Raw genomic sequence first — 25,088 nt, forward strand, 5'->3', positions numbered from 1 at the left:
AATATCTAAAGTTTACACTGTTTTAAAGAACATTAATAACTAGTGTACATCTCTCCAGTATTCTTTCTTCAGTAAATATGCAAAGAATAGCAGGATAAATAAGAAACCAATGACCCAATAACCTAAGTTTTCTCGCTCAAGTTTATTTGGCTCACCGGTGTATTCTAAGAAATTGGTTAAATCACGAGCAAACTCATCATATTCTTCGGTGGTCATCGATCCGCCAGTAGCCTCAGAAAGGTTACCATGCTCATCCATTGTACGAACACCTTGAAGATTTTGTAATACATGTGGCATACCAACATCTTTAAATACTTTATTGTTTACACCAAACGGGCGGCTTTCATCAGCATAGAAAGAACGCAAATAAGTGTAAATCCAATCAGGACTTCTAAAGCGTGCTTCAAGTGTTAAATCTGGTGGTGTGCTACCAAACCACTTAGCCGCTTCTTTGCCTGGCATAGTATTAGTAATATGATCGCCGACTTTTTCACCGGTATACATATAATTAGCCGCGCCATCTTGATCAGAGATACCAAGATCTGCAAAAGTGCGATTGTAACGTTGATACTTTAATTCGTGACAAGCTAAACAGTTATTAATGTAAGCTTCAAAACCACGTTTTAGAGACTCTTTATCACGTAAATCATTATTCGCTTTATCTAAGTCCATGCTAGGGCCAGCAGCTATCGCTAGCATTGGAAGCACAGCTAAAACTGCTAAAATAAATTTTTTCATTTTCCTGTCACCCTCTCTGGAACTGGCTGAGTTTTCTCGTTTTTACTGTAAATCCATATCGCAACGAAAAAGCCAAAGTAACCGAAACTGGCAATAGTACCAATCATGTTATTTAGTGGGTTTGAAGGTAAAGTACCTAAAACACCTAAAATGATAAAACAAATAGCGAACTGAACAAGGTTTACCGTATGGGCAGTACAACGGTAACGCAATGATTTAACCGTACCACGGTCGAACCAAGGCAACATGAACAATGCGATAATCGCACCAAACATACCTACAGCACCTAACAGCTTATCTGGAATAATACGTAAAATAGTGTAGAAAGGACCAAAATACCACACTGGAGCAATATGCTCAGGCGTTTTCAAGCCGTTAGCAGGTTCAAAGTTTGGCGCCTCAATAAAGTAGCCACCACCTTCTGGCGCAAAGAACATAACACCACAAAATATAATCAAAAAGATCACTACAGCAACTAAATCTTTAACGGTGTAGTAAGGATGGAAAGGTATCGCATCAACAATATCGTATTTCTTAGTATACTGCTCATGGAAAGTAAATTTACTTTGCTCTTCAGGAGGTACACTACCTTTTGGTTTTTTAATATTCGTGCCGTCAGGGTTATTTGAACCGACTTCATGTAGCGCTAAAATGTGTAAGAAAACTAACACAACTAACACTAATGGTAAGGCAATAACATGCAAGGCAAAGAAGCGATTTAGCGTTGCCCCGGATATAACATAATCACCACGAATCCACAGTGTTAAGTCATCACCGATAACAGGAATAGCGCCAAAAATAGAGATAATTACTTGCGCACCCCAATATGACATATTACCCCAAGGTAATAAGTAGCCCATAAAGGCTTCAGCCATTAGTACTAAGAAGATTAACATACCAAATAACCACAATAATTCACGCGGTTTTTGGTAAGAGCCGTACATCATGCCACGGAACATATGCATATAAACAACAACAAAGAATGCAGAAGCACCCGTTGAGTGCATATAACGCAATAACCAACCGTAGTCGACGTCACGCATAATGTATTCTACAGAAGCGAAAGCACCATCGCCTGAAGGTTCATAATTCATTGTTAACCAAACACCGGTTAACAATTGGTTGACTAAAACAACACTCGCTAAAATACCAAATACATACCAAAAGTTGAAGTTCTTTGGTGCTGGGTATTGTGCGGCATGTTTATTCATCGCGTCCATTAAAGGTAGACGCTGTTCGATCCAAGCCATTAAGTTAGAAAACATTATGCTGCTCCTCCGGCTACACCAATTAATAATGTGTCATCAGTAGGAAATGAATGTTCAGGAACCATCAAGTTAGTTGGCGCCGGTACACTTTGGAAAACACGACCAGCCATGTCAAATTTTGAACCATGACAAGGACAAAAGAAACCGTCTTTAACGCCTTCAACTTCTTGATCAAAGTCACCTTTGCGATAGGTAGGAGCACAACCTAAGTGAGTACATACGCCTAACGCCACTAAAAATTCAGGCTTAATAGAACGATATGCGTTAGTCGCATAAACCGGCTGTTGTGGCACTTCTGATTGTGGGTCTTTCAATTGGCCGTCATGTGCACTTAAACCAGAGAGTATTTCTTCTGTTCTACGTACCACATATACTGGCTTACCGCGCCATTCAGCACGAATTAATTGACCAGGCTCTATCTTACTTACATTGACTTCAACCGGCGCACCTGCTGCTTTCGCACGCGCGCTAGGGTTCCAAGATCCAATGAAAGGCACAGCCACACCGACAACACCAACACCACCAACTACCGAAGTAGCCGCAGTTAAAAAGCGTCGACGGCTGTTGTTAACAGGCGCATTGCTCATTCAAACTCTCCAATTATTATCTAGCTAAAACAACATCACAGGACTAAGAAAGCTACCTAGTTACTGCGAAGATTGCTGATCGACTAAATCAACGACAAAAAAATTGTTCTGATAATAAAGAAAAGCCTTGTTTTTTACAAGGTAATTAAGCTTTTCAGTAAAGGTTTATGTAAAAAAAAGCCAATTATTCCAAGTTAATAGAAATTATTCGTATTTGTGGCTTTATTATCGAGTGAGCAGCTATTAAATACAAAATAATTATAGCATGCCATTAGTCGTGAGGTGTGATGCCAATTGAAATAAACAATCCATCACTCTCAAGGGTCATAAATTCCCAGTATCTGTATTGAATTTGCTTTAACATTTATGACGCTACAGCATTAGTAACAACAATTTCATTAATTAGAGGGCCTAGTTGATGCTTAGGAAAACAGCCAAATATAAGCTATTTTTTAAGAAGTCGTTACTCAGGACAATAGGCTTCTACATGGTCTAATAAGGTGAATGTTTGCGACGTTAATAATTATATAAAAGCGCAGAGTGGGTTATTTTAACTCGTAAAATTGAGCAAATAATTAGTGATATTGGTAATACTTAATTCGACTACTATCAATTTATGCTGAACGTCAAATCAATGTTTGTTATGACCTTTGATAATGTCAGCAAACAAGGCTAAAAAATTGAACGTTATCATTTTTCACATTCATTAAGTCACGATATTCCGTAAATTCGGAGCAAAAAAAAACCGGCATAAGCCGGTTTTTTAAATAACATAACGTAAATATTAACGTTTTGAAAATTGTGGCTTTTTACGAGCCTTGTGTAAACCAACTTTCTTACGTTCAACTTTACGAGCATCACGAGTAACGAAACCAGCATTACGTAGAGCACTACGTAAAGTTTCGTCAAACTCCATTAATGCACGAGTAATACCGTGACGAATTGCGCCAGCTTGACCAGAAATACCACCACCAGTTACAGTGATGTTAAAGTCAAACTTTTCTAACATTTCAACTAGGTCTAATGGTTGACGAACAACCATACGAGCCGTTTCACGACCAAAGTATACAGAAATGTCACGCTTGTTAATTGTGATTGCACCGTTACCAGCTTTCATGAACACACGAGCCGTTGAGCTCTTGCGACGACCAGTACCGTAATATTGATTATCAGCCATTGCTTAAAGCTCCAAAATTTGTGGTTGTTGTGCTGTATGTTTATGTTCAGTACCCGCGTAAACTTTAAGTTTACGGAACATTTCACGACCTAAAGGACCTTTAGGTAACATACCCTTAACTGCGAATTCAATCACGCGCTCTGGAGCTTTTTCGATTAGCTTTTCAAAGCTAATTTGCTTAAGACCACCAACAAATTCTGTATGCGAGTAGTAAATTTTACCCTTCGCTTTATTACCTGTTACTCTTACTTTCTCAGCATTGATAACAACGATGTAATCGCCAGTATCTACATGAGGAGTATATTCTGCTTTATGCTTACCGCGTAAACGGCTTGCAATTTCAGTAGCGATACGACCTAAAGTTTTATTTTCGGCGTCCACTAAGAACCATTCGCGTTGTACGCTTTCTGGTTTAGCTACAAAAGTTTTCATTAAAAAACCCAATTATATAAATGTTACTTAAATAATAACCTAAGAAAACCTTAAGTTATCCGTTAAAAGACTACGCTATTGCCCCTTCGAGCATCGAGTCCGTTGCCAGTCCTCTGGAAAAAGAACAAGCTTTGTAACGTAGGGAGGCCGGATTATACAGAACAATAACTTAAAGATCACGCCTATTTTTTAATCTTTTCTGTTTAAATTTGAAAACGGGTCAATAAACAATAATTATCTAAGGCAAATGCTCACTGGCCAAATAACTATGTGACTGCATTTCTTGTAAGCGACTCAGACATCGCTTGAATTCAAATGTTAAGCGCCCCTCTAAATACAAAGACTCTAAAGCGACTTCAGCTGAAATAATCAATTTAACATGGCGCTCATAAAATTCATCGACTAAGGCAATAAATCGACGCGTGCTATCATCATTATCAACACCCATTTGTGTAACATTCGCCAATAACACTGTGTGGTATAAACGGCTTAGTTCCATATAATCACGCTGACTGCGCGCAGACTCACATAACGTAGAAAATTCAAAGTGCACCACGCCATCTGATTCCTGTACCGTCGTTAAAGGACGGTTATTAATGTTTATAACCTTACCTTTTTGACCTGCTTCAATCGACAGCTGCTGAAAGTAATGCATTAAGTTTTCTTCGGCTTGTTGGTCTAGCGGAAAATGAAAAATTTCAGCTTGCTCTAGCGTACGAAGTCGATAATCGACCCCACTGTCAACGTTGATCACGTCACAGCATTCATTAATTAACTTTATTGCCGGTAAGAAGCGCTCTCGCTGTAAGCCATTACGATACAACTCATCTGGGATAATATTTGACGTAGCGACAAGCGTAACATTGTGGGCAAATAATTCTTCAAATAACGTCCCTAAAATCATTGCATCAGTAATATCTGAAACAAAAAACTCATCAAAACAAATAATGCACGTTTCATCAGCAAAACGCTTAGCAATAACTTTTAATGGATCAGATTGTCCCTGCAGAGATTTTAGTTCTTCGTGTACTCGGTGCATAAAGCGATGAAAGTGCACCCGCATTTTATTTTTAAACGGTAAACAATCATAAAACGTATCAACAAGATAAGTTTTACCACGGCCAACACCCCCCCAAAAATAAATACCTTTGATTATTCTTACCTCAGGCTTAGCTACCACTCTTTTCCAGCTATTTAATACTTTTTTAAAGCCAGTTACCGGCAATGGTTGGGTAATTAAGTCGTCATATAGGCGTTGTAGATTTTGAACCGCATTTTCTTGTGCTGCATCATAGTGAAAGTCATCGTGGGTTAAATCTTGTGTATACTTTCCAATTGGAGATAATTTAATCATTTAACAGCCGTTTAATTAGTACTAACTTAATTTTTTTATAGCGTTTACACAAACTACACTTGAAATATATTTATTTGCAAATATATTCATTAGGAAAGTAGCGTGAAGCACGTTATATTAAATTGGATTGAAGGGTATTTTCTCTAATTTTTTCCATGAATACAATGAAGGTATAGAAATATGAATGTTGTTTTAGGGCTTGGGCTATTTATCGTTGGTGCAATTGTCGGTTTTTTTGCTAACAGAACGCTTTTTTCATCGGCACAAGAAACACAAAAACTCGCTGCAAAAGCCAGTCAAAGTGAATCAGAGTTAGCACAATATAAACTTGATGTAGCAGAGCACCTTGAAAACTCAGCATCTTTGCTTGAGCAAATGAACAGCACCTGCCAAGTAGCTATGGCTCAAATGGCGCAGAGCACCCAACTGTTGCAACAAGCAACACCTGAGAATATAGAGAACATGCCATTTTTCTCTAAAGAAACGCAAGAACAATTGGCACAAACCGTGAATTTGCGACACAACAAAAATTTGCGAAAAAATGACGAAACATCGTCTGAGGCACCGTTAGACTATTCCGGTTCACCAAGCGGATTGTTTGATGATAAGAAACATACTGTTACAAATGCTCAAACCAATAATTAGGAACTAATTTTTTTATTCCATGTCTTTAATTGGGTGATAGCAACAAGATTAATTAGCTAAAAAAATTTAATCTTGTTGCTTATAAATACTTTAATTAGGAGTTTTCTGTTATATGAAAAATTTATCAGTTTTAATTAATACTGTTTTACTTTCCTCTTCAATTGCCATGGCAAGTTTACCCGTACAAGCCGCAATGCCTCAATCGCTAAATGGCCAAACTATGCCCAGCCTTGCGCCCATGTTAGAACAGGTAACTCCTGGCGTTGTACTTATTTCAGTTCGCGGCACCCATGAAGTTCAGCAGCGTGTTCCAGATGCCTTCAAGTTTTTCTTTGGTAACCCTCGTCAAAACCAAGGGCAACAAAAAGAACGAGAATTTAGAGGTTTAGGCTCAGGTGTTATTCTTGATGCTGATAAAGGTTATATCGTCACTAACAGTCACGTAATAAACGATGCAGACGAAATTCAAATCACTTTAAAAGATGGCCGTCAACTCGAAGCTAAAAAAATAGGTGGCGACGAAGCTAGCGATATCGCTTTATTACAGATTGTCGCAGACGACCTTATTGCCGTAAAATTTGCAGACTCTGATCGTATACGCGTTGGTGATTTTGCTGTCGCAATTGGTAGTCCATTTGGTTTAGGACAAACGGTTACCTCTGGCATCGTAAGTGCCTTAGGCCGCAGTGGTCTAAACATTGAAAATTACGAAGATTTCATTCAAACCGATGCGGCAATTAATAGCGGTAACTCAGGTGGCGCTTTAATCAATTTACGTGGTGAGCTTATTGGTATCAATACCGCCATTTTAGGACCTAATGGTGGCAATGTCGGCATTGGCTTTGCAATTCCAAGCAACATGGTACAAAACCTGGTTAATCAAATAATTGAATTTGGCGAAGTACGTCGCGGCGTTTTAGGCGTTGCTGGTCGAAGTGTTACGAGTGAAATTGCCAAAGCAATGGAGCTTGACGTCAGTCAAGGTGGCTTTGTAGAACAAGTAACAAAAGACTCTGCTGCTGATGAAGCCGGTATTCGTGCTGGTGATGTCATTATTAAAATTAATGGTAAAATGATTAAAACCTTTAACGAGCTTAGAGGCAAGATTGGCTCAATAGGTGCTGGCAAAACCATAAAAATTACTGTGATTAGAAAGGACGGTAAAGAGAAGACCTATGATGTCACCCTGAAGAAATCTGAAATGGCTAAAATAGAAGCTGTAAGTTTACATCGTATGCTCGATGGTGCTGAGCTAGAAAACGATGATAAAGGCAATGGTATTGTCGTTGCTGAAATTGCAGAAAACAGCCCTGCAGCCTCAGTCGGCTTGCGTAAAGGTGATGTGATAAATGGCATTAACCGCCAACGTATTAATAACATTGGTGAATTACGTAGCTACTTAAATGATCATAAGGGTGTTTTCGCATTAAATGTACAACGGAACAATTCGTCATTATTCTTGATGATCCGTTAGTACTCCATCACCAAAAATCTATTTATTAGTCTTATTTTTTACTAATTTTTATAGAGTTAAGCCTGTCAAACGACAGGCTTTTTTTATGTCATTACTTTTAAATCGCCACGCTTGAATTATAGAGTTTAGAGACGTTCATGAGACTTTTATAGAAAACCTATTTTCAATACTATTTAAGTTTAGGTTTGGGCTTGGCTTTAGGGGAAGGTTAACGGTCAGTCGTTATTATTTACAAACTGTTCGTTTTCAAAACAACCGATTTTAGAGCAAAGTAACTTATGTGTTATTATAGCTTATCTTGTTTTTTACAATTGAATTAAAGGCTTTATATGAAATTAACTGCTTCTCAATCAAAAATTTTAATCGTACTTATTTCCATCTTCTTAGTATCCGCCGTTATTTATTTCTACACAGCGAAAGACACAACACTGCCTAAAATGACAGTACAAGAGAAAAAAGCACGCTTTAAAGCGCTTATAATTCCGGCCGTAGACGAAGTTTATGATGACCTTATGGTGCAATATAAAGACGTTGCCGCAGCACTAAAGTCGGGTAGTGATACTGATGAAATAGCAGAACTTAAAGTGGAATATAAAGCAAAAAGTGATGCAGAACTTCTCATGGCACTTAAGCCACACCCGAAAAGCATTGCTATTGCTCAGGCTGCAATGGAAAGTTCTTGGGCAACTTCTCGATTCTTCAGAGAAGCGTATAATATTTTTGGTGTTTGGTCGTTTGATGAAGATGAACCTAGAATAGCTGCACTACAAAAACGCGGTGATAAAACGATTTGGGTTAAGGAATACCCCTCTGTGAAAGCATCTGTCAGTGATTATTATCGAACCATTGCACGTGGCGATGCATTTAAAGAATTTAGACAATTAAAAATGAAAACTGACGACCCGCATGCTCTGGTTAAAAAATTAGACCGTTATTCTGAAAAAGGTGCTGAATATGGTCATGAGTTAACATCCATTATTAAGTTTAATAAATTTCGTCAATATGATGCTATAAATTAAAACACTCATTATTTCAGTTTTTTAAATACTTCAGGAATATCGATTATTCATAGTTTTAGATTGTAAAAATATACAAGTAGTACTCTTGGTTCAGCAGTCTAAAACTATAAAACCCTATTTATAAGCTCATTAAAACCATTTTGGCGTTTACATCGGTAACACTCGCTAATAACATTAAAGCTGCCCCTAAATAACATTCTCCAACGCCATTAAACAGCCCCAGGTTCATTAATTATCTGCATCCATGCGATGACAAGCTTAAATAAATGTCGCACAAGCTAAGTGCGCTACTGAGCAGCTAGCTGAGAAAAACTTTATAACAACAAAGGCTTTATGGTAATCTACAAAAAATTAGACTAATAAAAATAATCCTGTTGAAAATTATCAATGCCCTAAAATTTGTTATTCGCTCAGCTAGCTATGGCGTTATGTTTGCTGTGGTTTTGTTGTTACTCGTCCCTGAACTGCGTGAAAACAATATCGTTCCATGGAAATTTCTCTCCACTACTGAGAAAAGTCAACAGCCGTTGTCTTATGCTAAAGCGGTACGTTTAGCCGGTCCTGCGGTAGTCAATATATACACTGAAGATATTCAAGTAAATCCGACTTATGGCCGCCAACCACGAAAAGTAACTCGGTTAGGCAGTGGTGTAATCATGCATGAACAAGGTTATATCTTAACTAATTATCATGTTGTGCAAAGTGCTGATTTAATCGTCGTTGTATTACAACGAGGCCAAGAGCTTCATGCTGAGCTTATTGGTTACGATGTACTAACTGATCTTGCTGTATTAAAAGTTCAAGACAATAATTTACCCGTGATCCCGCAAATCAGTACATTAACTTCACAAGTGGGCGATGTAGTTTTAGCGATAGGTAATCCTTTAAATCTTGGACAAACTGTGACCCAAGGTATTGTCAGTGCTACCGGCCAAAGCGGATTAAGCACTAGCTACTTACAGTTTTTACAAATGGATGCGGCCATTAACGAAGGTAACTCTGGTGGCGCACTTATCAACTCTAATGGTGAATTAGTCGGTATCAATTCAAGAAAATTTACTCAGGCTAATCCTAACCTCAATATTCAGGGAATATTTTTTGCTGTACCGTATCAATTAGCCCGAACCATTATGTTAAAAATTATAGAGCATGGTCGCGTAGTTCGGGGATGGCTCGGCGTTGACGCAAACGATTCACTGACTAATCTCAAAGGCTTTATTATTGGGACAATTACCCCAAACAGCCCAGCCCTAAAAGCAGGACTGCAATCAGGTGACGTGGTTTATCAAATTGACGACATTAGATTACTGAATGCAAAACAAGGCTTAGATGTTGTCGCTGAAGCGGCCCCAGGGAGCATATTAAACTTTATGATCTCTCGCGATAATCAACTGCTAACCTTACCAGTCACTATCGTTGAAATACCAAAGTAATACTGCTTTAAAAAAATAAAAATCCCAGCTATTAGCTGGGATTTTTTTATCGTGCTGTCAACGGTTAATAGACATTAACTTTTGTCTGTTATGAAGCTTTAATACGCGTGATGTTTGCGCCTAGGGCTTGCAGCTTATCTTCAATTTTCTGGTAGCCACGGTCAATATGGTAAATACGGTCAACTTGCGTTTCAGTACTTGCCACTAACCCCGCAATAACTAAGCTCGCTGAAGCACGTAAATCAGTGGCCATTACTTGCGCACCATTTAGCTGTTCAACACCGGTACTGATTGCGGTATTACCTTCAAGACTGATCTTCGCGCCCATACGTTGTAGTTCAGGCACATGCATAAAGCGATTTTCGAAAATAGTTTCTGTTGTCGTTGCTGTGCCTTGGGCTATCGCATTCATTGCAACGAATTGCGCTTGCATATCGGTTGGAAACGCGGGATGAGGTGCCGTGCGGATATTAACTGCTTTTGGTCTTGAGGTCATTTCTAGCTCAATCCAATCATCACCTGTAGTGATAACCGCGCCGGCCTCTTGTAATTTACTGAGTACTGCATCTAAGGCTTTAGGGTCAGTATTTAAACATCTTACCTTACCTTGGGTTACTGCTGCAGCAACTAAAAATGTACCTGTTTCAATTCGATCAGGCATCACTGAATAGCTTTCACCTTGAAGTTTTTCAACACCCGTAATCGTTAACGTATCAGAGCCTGCACCTAAAACAATGGCGCCCATGCTATTTAAACAATTAGCTAAATCGACAATTTCAGGCTCACGCGCTGCATTTTCAATAATCGTTACGCCATCAGCCAGTGCTGCCGCCATCATCAAGTTTTCAGTACCGGTAACACTAACAGTATCCATAAAAATGGTCGCGCCTTTGAGACGACCATTGTTACGAGCAACGATATAGCCATTTTCAACGTCTATATCTGCACCCATCAATTTCAAACCATGAATATGCAAATTAACCGGTCGTGCACCGATAGCACATCCCCCCGGTAAAGACACTTCTGCGTGACCAAAACGGGCAAGTAAAGGACCTAGAACTAAAATAGAAGCTCGCATAGTTTTTACTAATTCATATGACGCGCGACAATGATCAATGCTACTCGCATCTATCATCAAACTACTCTCACTAACCCACTGGCATTTTGCGCCGAATTGTGACAAAAGTTTAATCGTCGTTTCAATATCATTAAGCTTGGGTACGTTGGAGAAAGTAACCGGCGTTTCCGAGAGTAATGCGGACATTAAAATAGGTAATGCCGCATTTTTTGCGCCTGAAATAGTTACTTCGCCGTGTAGTGGTTGCCCACCAATAATTTTAAATGCGTCCAATATTATATTCTTTTTTGTCTGGGTGAATTAAAGAGGTAAGTTAAACATTTTTTCACGTTGCCAAACAGACGTTGTGAAGGTTTTAATAGATACCGCGTGAATCAGACCATCATTAATCACTTGTGTTAAAGGGGCATAGATTGTTTGCTGCTTTTTCACACGGCTCAAGTCGCCAAGAAAATCGGCAACGGCGATAATTTTACATTGTGAGCCATCAAATGACACATGGATTTCGTCTAATTCAACCGCATCGGTAATTAGCTTTTCTATATCTTTTACTTCCACTTTTTGCTCCAAATAGCGTATAAATTAGGTGTTTTTTATCGGTAATAACGTATCAACTGCACTTAACTTTGCCAGCTTTATTAAATCTTCAGGTAAATTAACTAAGCTGATATCACAGCCTTTACTCGCCGCCAATTCTATTAATAATAAAATCCACGCTAAGCCTGCGGTGTCAATTTGGCTAACCATAGCTAAATCAATAACAATACGCTCATTATTGACTAATTGACGGTACTTTTTATCAAATGCACGCGTTATTGTAGCACGCGTTAAGGCACCACTAAAAATCGCTTTTTCATCTGCTTGTTGGACATCTATCATTTTAATTTGTTAACAACCTTTAATACGTTACTTTATCTGTACGCTTAAAATAATTATATTACTTAAAACTAATGCTTTTTTGACTTTTTTCTCTGAGCATTTCAGTAACATGAGACAGTCCTTTTTGACGAATCAAGCTACTTAACTCTGCTTGTTTGCTATCGAGTAAGCTTATACCTTCCGCGACCATATCGTATGCTTTCCACTCACCGGTTTTTTTATTTTTTCGCACACGAAAAGAAATATCAATAGGTTCGCGTCCAGGCTCTATAACACTGGTAGCAACTGATACCACACGTTCATCAGAAAAATCTCTTGCCGGTGCAAACTCTACTAGTTGATTATTATACAAGGTAAAAACCTGAGCATAAGACGTGATAAGGTATTCACGAAATGCAGGTACAAATTCAGCTCGTTCGGCTTTATTAGTTTTCTTAAAGTTACTACCAATAACTTTATATGCCGCATATTGGTAATTTATATAAGGCATGAGCTCTTCACGCACGATGGTCTTCAATAAATTTGGCTCGGTACGGATCGCACTTTGCTCATTGGCAAAGCGCTTAAAGGTGATATCCGCAACCGTTCTAATCATGACATAAGGGTCTTTTTTATTAACCTCTTCAGCGGCGTTAACACCAGCAGTCAATCCCAAAAGCGTTAAACAAAAAAACAGTTTTTTTATCGTCTTATTCATGATTAATCACCACTTCCTTGACCAAACAAAAATTGCCCAATGAGTTCTTCTAATACCAAGGCCGGTTTTGTATCTTCAATAAAGTCACCGGGCTGTAATGTTTCAACAGACGAATGTATAAAGCCAGGTAATAAGCCAACATATTGTTCACCCAATAAACCTGCGGTTAAGATTGACACCGACGTTGCTTCTGAAAAATTATTGTATTCGGCAAAAATGTCTAAAGTGACCACCGGCGTATAGTCTTCGCTGTCTAGCGAAATTGCACTAACGCGACCGACAACAACACCACCAACTTTAATGGGTGAACGAACTTTCAAACCACCAATGTTGTCAAATTTCGCGTACAGTTGATATGTGCTACCACTGCCTGAAATACCACTATCAGCTACTTTTAGCGCTAGCATTAACAATGCAGCAATACCAATTGCAGCAAATAGTCCGACCAATAACTCTATTTTTTTCGACACCATGTCTTCCACCAAATTCAAATTATATTTAACTAAATAACCGCTATAACTACTTTGCGAACATTAATTTGCAAACATCAACGCGGTTAATACAAAATCTAAGCCTAAAACTAATAATGACGATTGCACTACCGTAGACGTTGTTGCTCTGCTGATGCCTTCAGACGTTGGCTCACAAGAATACCCCTTATAAACCGCGATCCAAGTCACCACAAAAGCAAACACTAAACTTTTGATAATGCCATTTAAAATATCTTTCTCAAATGACACTTGCGACTGCATTACCGACCAAAACGTACCACTATCAACGCCTAACCAATCAACACCGACGATATGGGCACCTAAAATACCAACCGCAGAAAATATTGCAGCTAGTAAAGGTAAACTGATAAAACCAGCCCAAAAGCGAGGTGCTACAACACGACGCAACGGGTCAACAGCCATCATTTCGAGGCTTGAAAGTTGCTCGGTTGCTTTCATTAATCCTATTTCAGCCGTAAGCGCAGAACCGGCTCGACCAGCAAAAAGTAAGGCAGCTACCACTGGACCTAATTCTCGTAACAATGACAAGGCGACCATGGGGCCTAGACTTGCTTCAGCGCCATAGCCCACTAAAATAGTATAGCCCTGCAAAGCTAATACCATGCCGATAAACAAACCAGAGACTAAAATGATAACTAACGACATGACACCAACTGAATAAAGTTGGTTCATCAACAATGGAAAACCTTTGCGCGGGTTAGGCATATGCAACAATGCTGATGCTAACATCAACAAAGCCCTACCTAAGCCTGATATTTGGTCAATAATGGTACGACCTAAGTGTTGCAGTTGATTCACTTCTCAACTCCTTGGCCAATTAACTCTTCGCGATATGACGCTGCAGGATAATGAAAGGGTACCGGACCATCAGCTTCACCTTTTACAAATTGCTGCACTAAAGGTGACGTTTGAGCGTAAATCTCTTCCGGCGTACCTTGACCGATAATTTTTTGCTCTGCAATAATGTAGATATAATCTGCAATACTCATCACTTCTGGCACATCATGAGAAACCACGACAGAAGTTAATCCTAGCGCTTGCCCTAATTCACGAATTAAGCGCACTATGACTCCCATAGAAATCGGGTCTTGACCAGCAAAAGGCTCGTCATAAAGAATCAGTTCCGGGTCTAAAGCAATTGAACGCGCTAATGCCGCACGACGTGCCATGCCGCCTGAAAGTTCACTGGGTCGTAAATCCCGAGCACCACGCAAACCAACAGCTTCTAATTTCATCAGAACCATTTTTTCAATTACATCTTCGGCTAACTCAGTATGCTCACGTATTGGAAAGGCGATATTATCGTAAACACTCATATCGGAAAACAACGCACCACTTTGAAAAAGCATACTCATACGCTTGCGTACATCATATAAAGCTTTACGAGATAATTTAGGTATGTCGTGACCATCAAATAGAATGTGTCCGGATTCTGGTTTAATTTGACCACCAATTAGGCGCAATAAGGTTGTTTTCCCGATACCACTAGGACCCATTATTGCAGTAACTTTACCTTTAGGAATAGACAAACTGATGCCATCATAAATGACACGTTCGTTACGCTTAAAAGTCATGTTTTTGATATCAACTAAAATTTCGGACATATTGCTTGGGGTAACACCACAGTTAATTATTGTCTTATATATTGGAATTCTAACGCAGCGCAACAGCTCAGTCATTACAAATTAATAAATATTTACTAGGAAAAGAGTAAGCAAAAGTATGTAAATGTAACTTTAATGTAGCAATATCTTTATGAATGTTCGCCTATATGGTAAATAAACTGGAGCTACTTCATGCTCTATAGTCAGGAGATATAATTAAATTTCAACATCCTCTGGTTTATTTTATTTATTTTATGATGATTGAGCGTGCCAAAAATATCAGAAAAAGTTTATAATGGAGTTTGCTCAACCTAATATGGGCAAAATAAGTATTAATTGGGTGTCATCGGTTATCATCAATGGTTTATAATTCCTCTTTTTATACCTTCATCAGCAAACACTATTTAGCGTTACCAAACAGGAGTTTTGAATGTTCATCCAAATTTTGATCTTATTGCTTTCACTAGTTATTTTAGTGTGGAGTGCAGACAAATTTGTATTTGGTGCCTCAGCATTAGCACGAAATCTTGGTATATCTCCGATGATAATTGGCTTAACGATTGTCGCTATGGGCTCTTCGGCTCCTGAGATGATGATCGCCGCTACTGCGTCTTTACAGGGAAATCCAGACACGGCTATTGGTAATGCTATAGGTTCAAACATAACCAATATTGCCTTAGTGCTTGGCTTAACAGCACTTTTTCATCCATTATCAGTTTCGTCATCGACTATTAAACGTGAAATACCGCTGATTCTAATCATTACCGCTATAGCGACATACATGTTGGCCAATAGTAACTTTAGCTTCAATGAAGGTTTAATACTGATTATTGGCTTTGTGCTTTATATCGCTACTTTGCTCTTTGTGACGTTAAAGCGCTCAAAAGAAAATCCTATTGACGATAAAATGGTACTAGAAGCAGAGCAAGAAGTGCCTGACGGCGTCAGTACCAAAAGCTCTATAATCTGGTTAGTTGTCGGCATAATATTACTGCCTTTAAGTGCGAGCTACCTGGTTGACTCATCCGTATTTATTGCCAAAGCGTTTGGTATTAGTGATCTCGTTATTGGCCTAACTGTTATTGCCATTGGTACCAGTTTGCCAGAGTTAGCCGCTAGCATTATGAGCATTATTAAAAAAGAAGATGATCTTGCTTTAGGTAATATTATTGGCTCAAATATTTTTAATATATTAGCGGTATTGTCACTTGCAGGGCTAATCGCCCCAGGTGATATTGATAATGCCGCCGCAGTGCGCGACGCTCCGTTTATGTTAGCAACTACCTTTTTATTGTTCCTACTATGTTTCAGTCGTGGCGGAAAGTTTCGCATCACGCGCGCGAAAGGGTTACTATTATTAGCAGTGTTTTTTGGTTATCAAGTGTTACTTTTCAGTCAAATCAACGTGTAAAAAGTGGTCTTTAGCAATGAAAAATTTTAAACAATTAGCCTTAAATGTTATTAATATTGAACAGCAAGCCATTGCCGAATTATCGCAATATATAGACGACGATTTCGCTAAAGCCTGTGAGCTAATGTTTAATTGCCGAGGCCGTGTCATCGTTATTGGTATGGGTAAATCAGGCCACATTGGCGGAAAAATTGCCGCAACATTAGCAAGTACCGGTACCCCTTCATTTTTTGTACACCCTGGTGAAGCAAGCCATGGCGATCTCGGCATGGTCACCGTTGATGATGTGGTACTAACCATTTCTAATTCTGGCGAGACTGGCGAGGTACTGGCAATTATTCCCGTACTCAAGCGTATTGGCGCCAAAATAATTGCCATGACAGGTAAACCTGAATCAACACTAGCAAAACTTGCCGATACGCACGTTTGTGTAAAAGTATCACAAGAAGCTTGCCCTTTGGGATTAGCGCCAACGTCTAGCACAACAGCAACGTTAGTCATGGGAGACGCGTTAGCGGTTGCTTTATTGAATGCGCGTGGCTTTACCGCTGACGATTTTGCTTTATCTCACCCCGGTGGTAGCTTAGGTAAAAGGTTATTATTACGCTTAGCCGATATCATGCACAAAGATGACCGCCTCCCAACCGTGACAGAAGCTGCTAAGATAAAAGATGCGTTAGTCGAAATGTCACTAAAAGGCTTAGGCATGACCGCGATTGTTGACGTGAACAAGAGCCTAGTTGGCCTGTTTACTGATGGTGATTTACGCCGTATTTTAGATGCAGAAATTAATATACATCAAGACAGCATTACCAGCGTAATGACTAGAAATCCGCTTGTAGCTAAGCAAGATATGCTTGCTGCTGAAGCATTAAAAATCATGGAAGACAAAAAAATTAATGGCCTGATTATTGTCGACGATAATAATCACCCCATTGGTGCCATGAATATGCATGACTTATTAAAATCAGGAGTGCTGTAATTTGGATAGTTTATACGGAAAAGTAGCGCCAAGTGTTTGGCAAAAAGCGCAAAAAATTAAACTTTTTGTTTGTGACATTGACGGTGTTTTTTCTGATGGTCGTATCTACTTAGGCAATAACGGTGAAGAACTAAAAGCCTTTCATACCAAAGATGGTTATGGCATTAAAGCTTTAGGGGCAAGTGGTGTTGATGTTGCCGTGATCACGGGCAGAAAATCTAATATCGTCCAAACACGCATGACGGCATTAAACGTTAAACACATAGTGCAAGGTGAAGAAAATAAACTGCCTGCATTAAAAGCGATGATAGACGCTTTACAACTAACGCCTGAACAAGTTGCTTACATCGGCGATGATATGCCAGATTTTGAATGCCTAAACTATGTTGGTTTTAGTATTGCGGTTAATGACGCGCACCCTGCCATTTTAAATCTTTGTGATTACACAACCTATACCCGAGGTGGCTTTGGTGCTGTGCGCGAAACTTGCGACCTTATTATGCAAAGTCAGCATACTTTAGCCGATGCAAAGGGTGCCAGTATATGAACCGCATCACCCTTGCGACAATAACCTTATTTATTTTGGCGTTAACGACTTATGGTCTACTTGAGTGGTATGGCGCTAAGAAAGAAACCAGTAGTATCCTCGACAATGCCACTAATCCAGAATTTATTGCTGAAAACCTCAACAGCGATGTTTACAAAGCAACCGGTGCATTATCATATAATGTAGAAGCACAACGGATGGAACATTATGCTCAATTAGAGGTCACACACTTTGAATACCCAAGATATACCCTATACCCAAAAAACAACAAACCTACTTGGCAAGTAACAGCCAATGAAGGCACGTTATATAATAATAACCGTGTAAAATTGAAAAACCGCGTACGTTTAATCGCCACTGATGAAGAAAGTTTGATACAGGAAGTGCACGGAAAAAATTTAGAAATGGATTTAAAAACTAATATAATCAGCTCAGAGCAAACTATCTTAATATTAGGTAAAGGATTTACTATGTATGGCTCAGGATTAATTGTAGACTTAAACACAACACAGATGACATTGACTGAACATGTGCAAACCATTTATAAAAAAATTAAAAAATAACCTTATTTGCCTCACCGCTTTCGCATTATTAGTGCCAGCAGTAAGCGCAGAAAAGTTTAATGTTGAACAAGAAATTAAAATATCTTCTTCGCGACAAGCTGCCGATCTGAAAAACAAAATATTCAGTTATATCGATAATGTCATTATTGCTCAAGGCACGCTAACAATACATGCTGAATTAGTACAGGTAATTACCGAAGATAAAAGTGATAACAAAATTTATATTGCCAAGGGTTCACCAGCGACATTTGAGCAAACGCTGCAAGATGGCAGCCCCATAAACCTACAAGCTAATGAAATCCGGTATGAGCCCAGTATGAACACCGTGGTCATTTCAGGTAATGCACTTCTGCGCCAAGAAGGTAGTGAAGTTAGCGGTAGTAAAATCACTTATAATTTTGACACCGAATATGTCAATGCTGAAAGCTTAGATAACGCTAAAGTAGAAACGGTATTACAGCCAAAAAATAAAACTGAACTGCCTAAAAAATCTAAGGACAAGCAAGAGTAAATGTCAACTTCAACATTATCAGCAACCGGTCTTGCAAAAGCCTACAAAGGCAGAAAAGTCGTTAAAAACGTCAGTATGAAAGTGTCCGCAGGACAAATTGTTGGCTTATTAGGTCCCAATGGCGCGGGTAAAACCACCTCCTTTTATATGATTGTTGGCTTAGTCAATAACGACAGTGGCTCAATTGTTTTAAATGGTGAAGATTTAACTTTGTTACCCATGCACGAACGTGCGCGTAAGGGCATCGGCTATTTACCACAAGAAGCTTCAATTTTTCGCAAATTGTCTGTTTATGACAACATTATGGCCATTTTACAAACGCGTAAAACCCTGAGCGATGTTGAACGAGAAGAAAAACTTGAACATTTATTAGAAGAGTTCAACATCGGTCATATCAAGGATAACTTAGGTATGAGTTTATCTGGCGGTGAACGCCGACGTGTTGAAATAGCACGTGCTTTAGCGGCAGACCCTAAATTTATTCTCCTTGATGAACCTTTTGCTGGTGTTGACCCAATTTCAGTAGGTGATATAAAAAAAATTATCCTACACTTAAAAGAACGTGGCATTGGTATTCTGATCACTGATCATAATGTACGAGAAACACTCGATGTCTGTGAACATGCTTATATCGTTAGTCATGGTGAACTGATCGCTGAAGGTAATTCGAATCAAATACTTGCAAATCAACATGTAAGAGATGTATACCTTGGTGAACAATTCACGCTATAGTGAATAACAGACTAAAGCGGTATAACAATAATGTATTTCAACAGGGAAATGAAAACGTAAATGCGTCCTACTTTGCAACTCCGTATCGGACAACAATTAACGATGACCCCGCAATTGCAGCAGGCGATCAAGCTACTGCAATTATCGACTCTGGATCTCCAGCAAGAAATTCAAGAAGCACTCGAAAGTAACCCCTTGCTTGAAGTTGATGAATCTTTTGAAAGTAACTCAGAAAGCACCCCAGATCACTTAGAAGAAGGTTACTCCGCTAGTGTTGGCGAAACGAAAGAAATGTCTTCGTCTGATGGTAGTGAGGATTCTGCCCCGAGTATCGATGAGATTAGCTCATCCGAAGGTTTAGCTAAAACCGATATTCCCGAAGAATTAAACAGTGATAGCACTTGGGATGATAACTTCAGTGCCAGTGCGAGCAGCGGCGGTGTTGGTCACGCATCTGAAGATTATACTTATCAGGGTGAAACGAAAGATTCACTGCAAGACCATCTTATTTGGCAGATGGAACTTACGCCATTTAGCGATACCGACAGAACCATTGCCATCGCCATTATTGAAGCTATAGATGAAGCAGGTTACTTAACGGTTACCGCAGATGAGATATTAGAAAGCGTTGGTATAGACGATGTAGAACTCGATGAAGTTGAAGTGGTACTTAAACGAATTAACGTTTTTGATCCCGTTGGCGTGGCTGCTCGTTCAATTCCTGAGTGTTTGCTTATCCAGCTCAATCAATTTGCGAAAGATACGCCTTGGCTAGCTGAAAGTAAATTAGCCGTAACTGAACACATTGACTTGCTTGGTAATCGTGATTATCGACAACTGATGCGTAAATTACGCATCAAAGAAGATCAATTGCGCGAAGTTATTCGCTTGATCCAATCGTTAGATCCTCGTCCAGGCGATAGTGTCATCAAAAGTGAAGAGCAATATGTGATTCCTGATGTATCTGTTGAGAAGAAAAACGGCCGCTGGACGGTAGAGCTTAATCCTGATACTGCACCTAAATTATCAGTGAATCAACAATATGCTGCCATGTCTAGGTCTATGAAGTCGTCTGCTGATAGCCAATTTATTCGCTCGAATTTACAAGAAGCAAAATGGTTTATCAAAAGCTTAGAAAGTCGCAATGATACCTTATTAAAAGTTTCAAATTGCATTGTACAACGCCAACAAGGTTTCTTTGAACATGGGCCTGAGGCTATGCGACCTATGGTATTAAATGATATTGCAGAAGCTGTGGACATGCATGAATCAACCATCTCTCGTGTTACCACACAAAAATATATGCACACACCCAGAGGCATTTTTGAGCTTAAATACTTTTTCTCTAGCCACGTAAGTACTGAAAATGGCGGTGAGTGTTCTTCAACTGCTATTCGTGAATTAATTAAAAAGCTTGTTGCCGCTGAAATACCCGCAAAGCCATTAAGCGACAGTAAAATCGCAGATATATTAGCTGAACAAGGTATAAAAGTAGCAAGGAGAACCATTGCCAAGTATCGAGAGTCGCTCTCTATACCGCCGTCAAATCAACGTAAAAGCCTATTGTAGGCAGTCTTATTCACCAAAAAAGAGGAATGAAGCATATGCAAATTAATCTTACTGGACACCATGTCGATGTTACCGACTCATTACGTGATTATGTTAATGGCAAGTTTGAAAAGCTAGAACGTCATTTTGAGCATATTAATAATGTACATGTCGTATTAACCGTAGAAAAATTGAATCAGATTGCCGAATCTACTGTGCACTTAAGTGGCTCAGAGGTTCACGCGAAGGCCGAGCATAATGATATGTATGCATCAATTGATGCATTAATTGATAAGCTAGATCGCCAAATCCTGAAATACAAAGGCAAAATTAACAAGCATTAGCGCTCAGTCGCTTTAGGTTTTATAAGTTTATGAAGTTGCAAGACATTTTATCCCCGGACTGCACTATTTGTGCAGCACCGGGCTCCAGTAAAAAACGTATTCTAGAATACTTAAGTAGCCTGGCCGCCGATAAATTGGCAGACCATGACACATTTCAACTCTTAGAAAGCCTAGTTAAACGTGAAAGAATGGGGTCAACTGGCATAGGTAATGGCATTGCTATACCGCATGGTCGTTTGGAAAATGCTACACAGCCCATTGCCGTAGTAATAACCACAGAAGAAGCAATTGATTTTGATGCTATTGATCATCGCCCAGTTGATATTTTTATTGCCTTATTTGTGCCTGAAGAAGAATGTCAAAACCACCTCAGTACATTGCAGAGCATCGCAAAAATTTTTCGTAACAAGCAATTTTGCAAGCAAGTACGAAAATGCGAAAGTAACCAAGCACTGTATCAGTTAATCCAACAAGCGAGCTAAACACAGATGAAGCTAATTATAGTCAGTGGCCGTTCAGGGTCAGGTAAAAGTGTTGCACTGCGAGTGTTAGAGGATTTAGGCTACTATTGTGTTGATAATATCCCTGTCAACTTATTACCTGCTCTCATCCATACAGTGATTAACGATTATGAGAATGTAGCTGTGAGTCTCGATGTACGAAACTTACCAGCTGATCCTAATGATGTACCTGAAATCATTGAATATATGCCTAATGCGGTTGAATTAAGCTTACTTTATTTAGATGCGGATGATAGTGATCTTATTCGTCGATTCAGTGAAACGCGACGCTTACATCCGTTGATTAAACAAAATATTGCCTTAGACCAAGCCATTGCCCTAGAGAAAAAGCTCCTTGAGCCAATCGCCAGTCGAGCACACTTATATATCAATACTAGCCAACTTACGCCACATCAACTAGCGGACTTAGTTAGAGAGCGAATTTTGGGGAAAAAATCTGGCTCTATGGTCGTTGTCTTTGAGTCATTTGGTTTTAAACATGGCGTACCACAAGATGCTGACTATGTTTTTGATGCGCGTTTTTTACCAAACCCATTTTGGGATAAAGAACTAAAGGGCTTCACAGGGTTAGATAAACCGGTACAAGACTTCCTTGCAAGCCAACCGATAGTGACTAAGTTTATTTGGCAAATCAACAGTTTTATGATGACTTGGTTACCGCATCTAGAACGAAATAATCGCAGTTATATTACCATTGCGATTGGTTGTACTGGCGGCATGCACCGTTCGGTATATATTGCCGAAATACTGGCAAATAATATGCGTAAAGAACGTAAAGATGTGCAATCACGTCATCGTGACTTACCTACTACTGCAAGTACGTAAATTACCATGAGCGCACAAGCAAGCCGGAAAGTACTTATCATTAATAAACTTGGCCTACATGCCCGTGCGGCTTCTAAACTTGCACAATTGAGCCAAAAGTTTACCGCTAAAGTGACTATTGAGTTAGACGAAAACCGTGCAGACGCGAACAGTATAATGGGCTTAATGCTACTCGCCGGCGCACAAGGTAAAACCGTCAAGGTAATTGCTTCAGGGGTAGATGCCGAAATAGCATTAGAAGAAATTTGCCAACTCTTTAGTAACAGGTTTGATGAAGCTGAATAGGAATCACAGTATTTATCGTATTTCTGTTTGCTCTTAAGTTAATAAAAAAGCTGCGAAAACTGATAAATTACGGTAAACTCAACGCGGATAATTATTAATATTAAATACTCATTGGAAAAATGAATTAGCTAACTTACGCTACATTTGAGAATTTAGCACAAACGATATTTCTCAAACATATTCATTCTCGGCGTTGCCTCCTTAGTCGCTTTGCCTGAATCATCCAAATAGTCGAATTTTTTCTCATTTGATATTATTTAATATAACTTTAATAATACTCTTTCATAATAGGGACTGTTTAGCTTTCTGGGTTAAAGTTTACATCAGGTAAAATAACTTTCAATAATCCCAAAGGTAGCGTTAGTTTGAAGTTGATACCGCGTGCTCACACGCTGATTTAGCTAGCATCATTTCTTGTATTTTGCTGGGTCAACATATCAAACCATCGACTACAAAGTAAGTTCAACAATCCCTGGTAACTTTTAGTTTTCGTTTTGCAACGGCAAAAGGTAAGAATATGCCGGAAGTTTCTGAACAAGAATACAGCCACCAGCGCCTTCAGCAGGTTAACGATGCCCTCGATAGTGGTATGTTTGTCTATGTCCGCAAACTTTTGCAAGACATGCCCGCTTATGATCTTGCTTTACTCTTAGAGTCATCCCCAACCAAAAGCCGTGTCGCGCTTTGGCAGCTGATTGACGCAGATCATCACGGTGATGTGCTTGAAGAGCTAAACGAAGAAGTTCGAAAAGGTATTCTGAAAAACATTAATCCCGCGAAGCTTGCTGCTGTTGCAGAAGGCATGGATGTTGATGATTTAGCCGAAGTTTTCAGAACATTACCTGACAGTGTTTATCAGGAAGTGCTTAATGCGATGGACGGGCAAGATCGCAGCCGTGTAGAAGCAGCACTTTCATTCGAGGAAGACACGGCCGGCGGTATCATGAATACCGATACTATCTCTATTCGTCCTGATGTGACGGTGGATGTAGTTTTACGTTATTTACGCTTGCGCGGAGAATTACCCGAAGCAACTGACTCATTTTATGTGGTCGACAGAGCAGATCACTTTATTGGTGCTGTTTCATTATCAGCCATTGTTACTGCCAAAGCAGAAACAATTATTTCGAGCCTAATCGATAAAGACATCGAGGCTATTAACGCTGATATGAACGAAACTGATGTCGCGAAATTATTTGAACGCTACGATTGGTTTTCGGCTCCGGTTATCGATCATGAAGGCCGACTTTTAGGTCGTATTACTATCGATGATGTCGTCGATATTATTCGTGAAGAAGCAGAGCATTCCATGATGAGTATGGCGGGTCTAGACGACGAAGCCGATACCTTCGCGCCAGTATTGAAAAGTACGCAGCGACGCTCTATCTGGTTAGGCGTAAACTTAATTACAGCACTTATGGCTGTTGCTGTATCCAGTATGTTTGAAGGTATTTTAAATCAGCTAGCTATTTTAGCCGTATTAAACTCATTGGTCCCTAGTATGGGCGGCGTAGCTGGAAATCAAACCTTAACCTTAGTTATTCGAGGTATGGCCTTAGGTCATATTGGTGAAAGTAACTCGCGAATTTTACTATACAAAGAATTGGCCATTGGCTTTTTTAATGGCTTGATTTGGGCGATATTAATTGCCTCAGTCGTTGCTATATGGCAGCAAAACCTCATGCTAGGTGCCATCATCGCTTTTGCCATGTTAATGAATATGACCGCTGCCGGCATTGCCGGTGTTACTGTGCCATTAATGTTGAAAAAGATGAACATAGATCCCGCTTTAGCAGGCAGCGTTATCCTAACAACCGTTACAGATGTTGTCGGCATATTCGCCTTTTTAGGTACAGCAACCTTGATGCTAGGGTAATAGACCATAGCGATAAGCTTTCAGTTTAAAGCTGTCAGAAAATAAC

Annotated in this window: 29 protein-coding genes; 16 read left to right on the forward strand and 13 right to left on the reverse strand. The window is 39.4% G+C overall.

Annotated elements, in window-relative coordinates:
* Positions 1 to 39: 39 nt before the first annotated feature.
* From B5D82_RS06490 to zapE, 6 genes are all read right to left on the reverse strand, one after another.
* On the reverse strand, positions 40 to 738 hold the full coding sequence (locus B5D82_RS06490) for a cytochrome c1 (protein WP_081150078.1): 699 nt from the start codon (positions 736 to 738) through the stop codon (positions 40 to 42).
* Entirely contained in the window at positions 735 to 2,003 is a 1,269-nt protein-coding gene (locus B5D82_RS06495; RefSeq protein WP_081150079.1) for a cytochrome b, read from the reverse strand. Before B5D82_RS06495 ends, B5D82_RS06490 begins: the two co-directional genes overlap by 4 nt.
* Positions 2,003 to 2,593, reverse strand: a complete 591-nt coding sequence (petA, locus tag B5D82_RS06500) for a ubiquinol-cytochrome c reductase iron-sulfur subunit (protein ID WP_081150080.1) — start codon at positions 2,591 to 2,593, stop codon at positions 2,003 to 2,005. The genes B5D82_RS06495 and petA overlap by 1 nt, the downstream gene beginning before the upstream one ends.
* A 784-nt stretch (positions 2,594 to 3,377) precedes the next feature.
* Entirely contained in the window at positions 3,378 to 3,770 is a 393-nt protein-coding gene (rpsI, locus tag B5D82_RS06505) for a 30S ribosomal protein S9 (RefSeq protein ID WP_081150081.1), read from the reverse strand.
* A 3-nt stretch (positions 3,771 to 3,773) separates the two neighbouring features.
* Positions 3,774 to 4,202, reverse strand: a complete 429-nt coding sequence (gene rplM, locus B5D82_RS06510; RefSeq protein WP_081150082.1) for a 50S ribosomal protein L13 — start codon at positions 4,200 to 4,202, stop codon at positions 3,774 to 3,776.
* Between the two features lie 238 nt (positions 4,203 to 4,440).
* Positions 4,441 to 5,556 (reverse strand): cell division protein ZapE, encoded by a 1,116-nt coding sequence (gene zapE, locus B5D82_RS06515; RefSeq protein WP_081150084.1) that lies wholly within the window; start codon positions 5,554 to 5,556, stop codon positions 4,441 to 4,443.
* A 180-nt stretch (positions 5,557 to 5,736) separates the two neighbouring features.
* Between zapE and B5D82_RS06520 the strand changes: the two genes are divergently transcribed.
* From B5D82_RS06520 to B5D82_RS06535, 4 genes are all read left to right on the forward strand, one after another.
* Positions 5,737 to 6,201: a Z-ring associated ZapG family protein gene (locus B5D82_RS06520; protein WP_081150086.1), complete on the forward strand. Its 465-nt coding sequence runs from the start codon at positions 5,737 to 5,739 to the stop codon at positions 6,199 to 6,201.
* 112 nt (positions 6,202 to 6,313) lie between these two features.
* Entirely contained in the window at positions 6,314 to 7,675 is a 1,362-nt protein-coding gene (locus B5D82_RS06525) for a Do family serine endopeptidase (RefSeq protein WP_081150088.1), read from the forward strand.
* Between the two features lie 329 nt (positions 7,676 to 8,004).
* On the forward strand, positions 8,005 to 8,694 hold the full coding sequence (locus B5D82_RS06530) for a glucosaminidase domain-containing protein (RefSeq protein ID WP_094122771.1): 690 nt from the start codon (positions 8,005 to 8,007) through the stop codon (positions 8,692 to 8,694).
* Between the two features lie 374 nt (positions 8,695 to 9,068).
* Complete coding sequence (locus B5D82_RS06535; RefSeq protein WP_245807571.1) at positions 9,069 to 10,127, forward strand: trypsin-like peptidase domain-containing protein; 1,059 nt, start codon at positions 9,069 to 9,071, stop codon at positions 10,125 to 10,127.
* An 88-nt stretch (positions 10,128 to 10,215) separates the two neighbouring features.
* Here B5D82_RS06535 and murA read toward each other — a convergent pair whose 3' ends face one another.
* The 7 genes from murA to mlaF are packed head-to-tail and all read right to left on the reverse strand — an operon-like array spanning position 10,216 to position 14,897.
* On the reverse strand, positions 10,216 to 11,478 hold the full coding sequence (murA, locus tag B5D82_RS06540; protein WP_081150089.1) for a UDP-N-acetylglucosamine 1-carboxyvinyltransferase: 1,263 nt from the start codon (positions 11,476 to 11,478) through the stop codon (positions 10,216 to 10,218).
* Between the two features lie 27 nt (positions 11,479 to 11,505).
* Complete coding sequence (locus tag B5D82_RS06545; RefSeq protein ID WP_081150091.1) at positions 11,506 to 11,763, reverse strand: BolA family protein; 258 nt, start codon at positions 11,761 to 11,763, stop codon at positions 11,506 to 11,508.
* 24 nt (positions 11,764 to 11,787) lie between these two features.
* Positions 11,788 to 12,084, reverse strand: a complete 297-nt coding sequence (locus B5D82_RS06550; RefSeq protein ID WP_081150093.1) for an STAS domain-containing protein — start codon at positions 12,082 to 12,084, stop codon at positions 11,788 to 11,790.
* A 58-nt stretch (positions 12,085 to 12,142) separates the two neighbouring features.
* A complete protein-coding gene (locus tag B5D82_RS06555; RefSeq protein WP_081150094.1) occupies positions 12,143 to 12,781 on the reverse strand; it encodes an MlaC/ttg2D family ABC transporter substrate-binding protein in 639 nt (212 codons plus the stop codon).
* Between the two features lie 2 nt (positions 12,782 to 12,783).
* The gene (gene mlaD / locus B5D82_RS06560; RefSeq protein ID WP_081150096.1) at positions 12,784 to 13,254 is read right to left on the reverse strand and encodes an outer membrane lipid asymmetry maintenance protein MlaD; all 471 of its coding nucleotides are present in this window, start codon (positions 13,252 to 13,254) and stop codon (positions 12,784 to 12,786) included.
* A gap of 60 nt (positions 13,255 to 13,314) precedes the next feature.
* A complete protein-coding gene (gene mlaE, locus B5D82_RS06565) occupies positions 13,315 to 14,091 on the reverse strand; it encodes a lipid asymmetry maintenance ABC transporter permease subunit MlaE (RefSeq protein WP_081150097.1) in 777 nt (258 codons plus the stop codon).
* Positions 14,088 to 14,897 carry a phospholipid ABC transporter ATP-binding protein MlaF gene (mlaF, locus tag B5D82_RS06570; RefSeq protein WP_081150098.1) on the reverse strand — a complete coding sequence of 270 codons (810 nt, stop codon included), beginning with the start codon at positions 14,895 to 14,897 and terminating at the stop codon, positions 14,088 to 14,090. The genes mlaE and mlaF overlap by 4 nt, the downstream gene beginning before the upstream one ends.
* Positions 14,898 to 15,327: 430 nt before the next feature.
* Here mlaF and B5D82_RS06575 point away from each other — a divergent pair, with 430 nt between their 5' ends.
* The 12 genes from B5D82_RS06575 (at position 15,328) to mgtE (ending at position 25,042) form a co-directional block, all read left to right on the forward strand.
* A complete protein-coding gene (locus B5D82_RS06575) occupies positions 15,328 to 16,308 on the forward strand; it encodes a calcium/sodium antiporter (protein WP_081150099.1) in 981 nt (326 codons plus the stop codon).
* Positions 16,309 to 16,324: 16 nt separating this feature from the next.
* On the forward strand, positions 16,325 to 17,290 hold the full coding sequence (locus tag B5D82_RS06580; RefSeq protein ID WP_081150101.1) for a KpsF/GutQ family sugar-phosphate isomerase: 966 nt from the start codon (positions 16,325 to 16,327) through the stop codon (positions 17,288 to 17,290).
* A gap of 1 nt (position 17,291) precedes the next feature.
* Positions 17,292 to 17,837 (forward strand): 3-deoxy-manno-octulosonate-8-phosphatase KdsC, encoded by a 546-nt coding sequence (kdsC, locus tag B5D82_RS06585; protein WP_081150102.1) that lies wholly within the window; start codon positions 17,292 to 17,294, stop codon positions 17,835 to 17,837.
* Positions 17,834 to 18,400 carry an LPS export ABC transporter periplasmic protein LptC gene (lptC, locus tag B5D82_RS06590; protein ID WP_081150104.1) on the forward strand — a complete coding sequence of 189 codons (567 nt, stop codon included), beginning with the start codon at positions 17,834 to 17,836 and terminating at the stop codon, positions 18,398 to 18,400. The genes kdsC and lptC overlap by 4 nt, the downstream gene beginning before the upstream one ends.
* A 31-nt stretch (positions 18,401 to 18,431) precedes the next feature.
* A complete protein-coding gene (gene lptA, locus B5D82_RS06595) occupies positions 18,432 to 18,911 on the forward strand; it encodes a lipopolysaccharide transport periplasmic protein LptA (protein WP_245807572.1) in 480 nt (159 codons plus the stop codon).
* Positions 18,912 to 19,643 (forward strand): LPS export ABC transporter ATP-binding protein, encoded by a 732-nt coding sequence (lptB, locus tag B5D82_RS06600; protein ID WP_081150107.1) that lies wholly within the window; start codon positions 18,912 to 18,914, stop codon positions 19,641 to 19,643.
* 60 nt (positions 19,644 to 19,703) lie between these two features.
* Positions 19,704 to 21,212 carry an RNA polymerase factor sigma-54 gene (locus B5D82_RS06605; protein WP_081150109.1) on the forward strand — a complete coding sequence of 503 codons (1,509 nt, stop codon included), beginning with the start codon at positions 19,704 to 19,706 and terminating at the stop codon, positions 21,210 to 21,212.
* Between the two features lie 35 nt (positions 21,213 to 21,247).
* Positions 21,248 to 21,535 carry a ribosome hibernation promoting factor gene (gene hpf / locus B5D82_RS06610; protein WP_081150111.1) on the forward strand — a complete coding sequence of 96 codons (288 nt, stop codon included), beginning with the start codon at positions 21,248 to 21,250 and terminating at the stop codon, positions 21,533 to 21,535.
* A 29-nt stretch (positions 21,536 to 21,564) separates the two neighbouring features.
* Complete coding sequence (gene ptsN, locus B5D82_RS06615) at positions 21,565 to 22,017, forward strand: PTS IIA-like nitrogen regulatory protein PtsN (RefSeq protein WP_081150112.1); 453 nt, start codon at positions 21,565 to 21,567, stop codon at positions 22,015 to 22,017.
* Between the two features lie 6 nt (positions 22,018 to 22,023).
* Positions 22,024 to 22,881, forward strand: coding sequence for an RNase adapter RapZ (gene rapZ / locus B5D82_RS06620; RefSeq protein WP_081150114.1), 858 nt, complete (start codon positions 22,024 to 22,026; stop codon positions 22,879 to 22,881).
* Positions 22,882 to 22,887: 6 nt separating this feature from the next.
* Complete coding sequence (locus B5D82_RS06625; protein ID WP_081150115.1) at positions 22,888 to 23,166, forward strand: HPr family phosphocarrier protein; 279 nt, start codon at positions 22,888 to 22,890, stop codon at positions 23,164 to 23,166.
* A gap of 517 nt (positions 23,167 to 23,683) precedes the next feature.
* Complete coding sequence (gene mgtE, locus B5D82_RS06630) at positions 23,684 to 25,042, forward strand: magnesium transporter (protein ID WP_081150117.1); 1,359 nt, start codon at positions 23,684 to 23,686, stop codon at positions 25,040 to 25,042.
* Positions 25,043 to 25,088 lie beyond the last annotated feature (46 nt).

The organism is Cognaticolwellia beringensis (genome assembly GCF_002076895.1).
Taxonomy (GTDB): Bacteria; Pseudomonadota; Gammaproteobacteria; order Enterobacterales; family Alteromonadaceae; genus Cognaticolwellia; species Cognaticolwellia beringensis.

Excerpts from the sequence above, each read along its gene's own strand:
- B5D82_RS06490 (WP_081150078.1), bottom strand. The coding sequence starts at position 738 with ATGAAAAAATTTATTTTAGCAGTTTTAGCTGTGCTTCCAATGCTAGCG.
- B5D82_RS06495 (WP_081150079.1), bottom strand. The coding sequence starts at position 2,003 with ATGTTTTCTAACTTAATGGCTTGGATCGAACAGCGTCTACCTTTAATG.
- petA (WP_081150080.1), bottom strand. The coding sequence starts at position 2,593 with ATGAGCAATGCGCCTGTTAACAACAGCCGTCGACGCTTTTTAACTGCG.
- rpsI (WP_081150081.1), bottom strand. The coding sequence starts at position 3,770 with ATGGCTGATAATCAATATTACGGTACTGGTCGTCGCAAGAGCTCAACG.
- rplM (WP_081150082.1), bottom strand. The coding sequence starts at position 4,202 with ATGAAAACTTTTGTAGCTAAACCAGAAAGCGTACAACGCGAATGGTTC.
- zapE (WP_081150084.1), bottom strand. The coding sequence starts at position 5,556 with ATGATTAAATTATCTCCAATTGGAAAGTATACACAAGATTTAACCCAC.
- B5D82_RS06520 (WP_081150086.1), top strand. The coding sequence starts at position 5,737 with ATGAATGTTGTTTTAGGGCTTGGGCTATTTATCGTTGGTGCAATTGTC.
- B5D82_RS06525 (WP_081150088.1), top strand. The coding sequence starts at position 6,314 with ATGAAAAATTTATCAGTTTTAATTAATACTGTTTTACTTTCCTCTTCA.
- B5D82_RS06530 (WP_094122771.1), top strand. The coding sequence starts at position 8,005 with ATGAAATTAACTGCTTCTCAATCAAAAATTTTAATCGTACTTATTTCC.
- B5D82_RS06550 (WP_081150093.1), bottom strand. The coding sequence starts at position 12,084 with ATGATAGATGTCCAACAAGCAGATGAAAAAGCGATTTTTAGTGGTGCC.
- B5D82_RS06555 (WP_081150094.1), bottom strand. The coding sequence starts at position 12,781 with ATGAATAAGACGATAAAAAAACTGTTTTTTTGTTTAACGCTTTTGGGA.
- mlaD (WP_081150096.1), bottom strand. The coding sequence starts at position 13,254 with ATGGTGTCGAAAAAAATAGAGTTATTGGTCGGACTATTTGCTGCAATT.
- mlaF (WP_081150098.1), bottom strand. The coding sequence starts at position 14,897 with ATGTCCGAAATTTTAGTTGATATCAAAAACATGACTTTTAAGCGTAAC.
- B5D82_RS06575 (WP_081150099.1), top strand. The coding sequence starts at position 15,328 with ATGTTCATCCAAATTTTGATCTTATTGCTTTCACTAGTTATTTTAGTG.
- B5D82_RS06580 (WP_081150101.1), top strand. The coding sequence starts at position 16,325 with ATGAAAAATTTTAAACAATTAGCCTTAAATGTTATTAATATTGAACAG.
- lptC (WP_081150104.1), top strand. The coding sequence starts at position 17,834 with ATGAACCGCATCACCCTTGCGACAATAACCTTATTTATTTTGGCGTTA.
- lptB (WP_081150107.1), top strand. The coding sequence starts at position 18,912 with ATGTCAACTTCAACATTATCAGCAACCGGTCTTGCAAAAGCCTACAAA.
- B5D82_RS06605 (WP_081150109.1), top strand. The coding sequence starts at position 19,704 with ATGCGTCCTACTTTGCAACTCCGTATCGGACAACAATTAACGATGACC.
- hpf (WP_081150111.1), top strand. The coding sequence starts at position 21,248 with ATGCAAATTAATCTTACTGGACACCATGTCGATGTTACCGACTCATTA.
- ptsN (WP_081150112.1), top strand. The coding sequence starts at position 21,565 with ATGAAGTTGCAAGACATTTTATCCCCGGACTGCACTATTTGTGCAGCA.
- rapZ (WP_081150114.1), top strand. The coding sequence starts at position 22,024 with ATGAAGCTAATTATAGTCAGTGGCCGTTCAGGGTCAGGTAAAAGTGTT.
- B5D82_RS06625 (WP_081150115.1), top strand. The coding sequence starts at position 22,888 with ATGAGCGCACAAGCAAGCCGGAAAGTACTTATCATTAATAAACTTGGC.
- mgtE (WP_081150117.1), top strand. The coding sequence starts at position 23,684 with ATGCCGGAAGTTTCTGAACAAGAATACAGCCACCAGCGCCTTCAGCAG.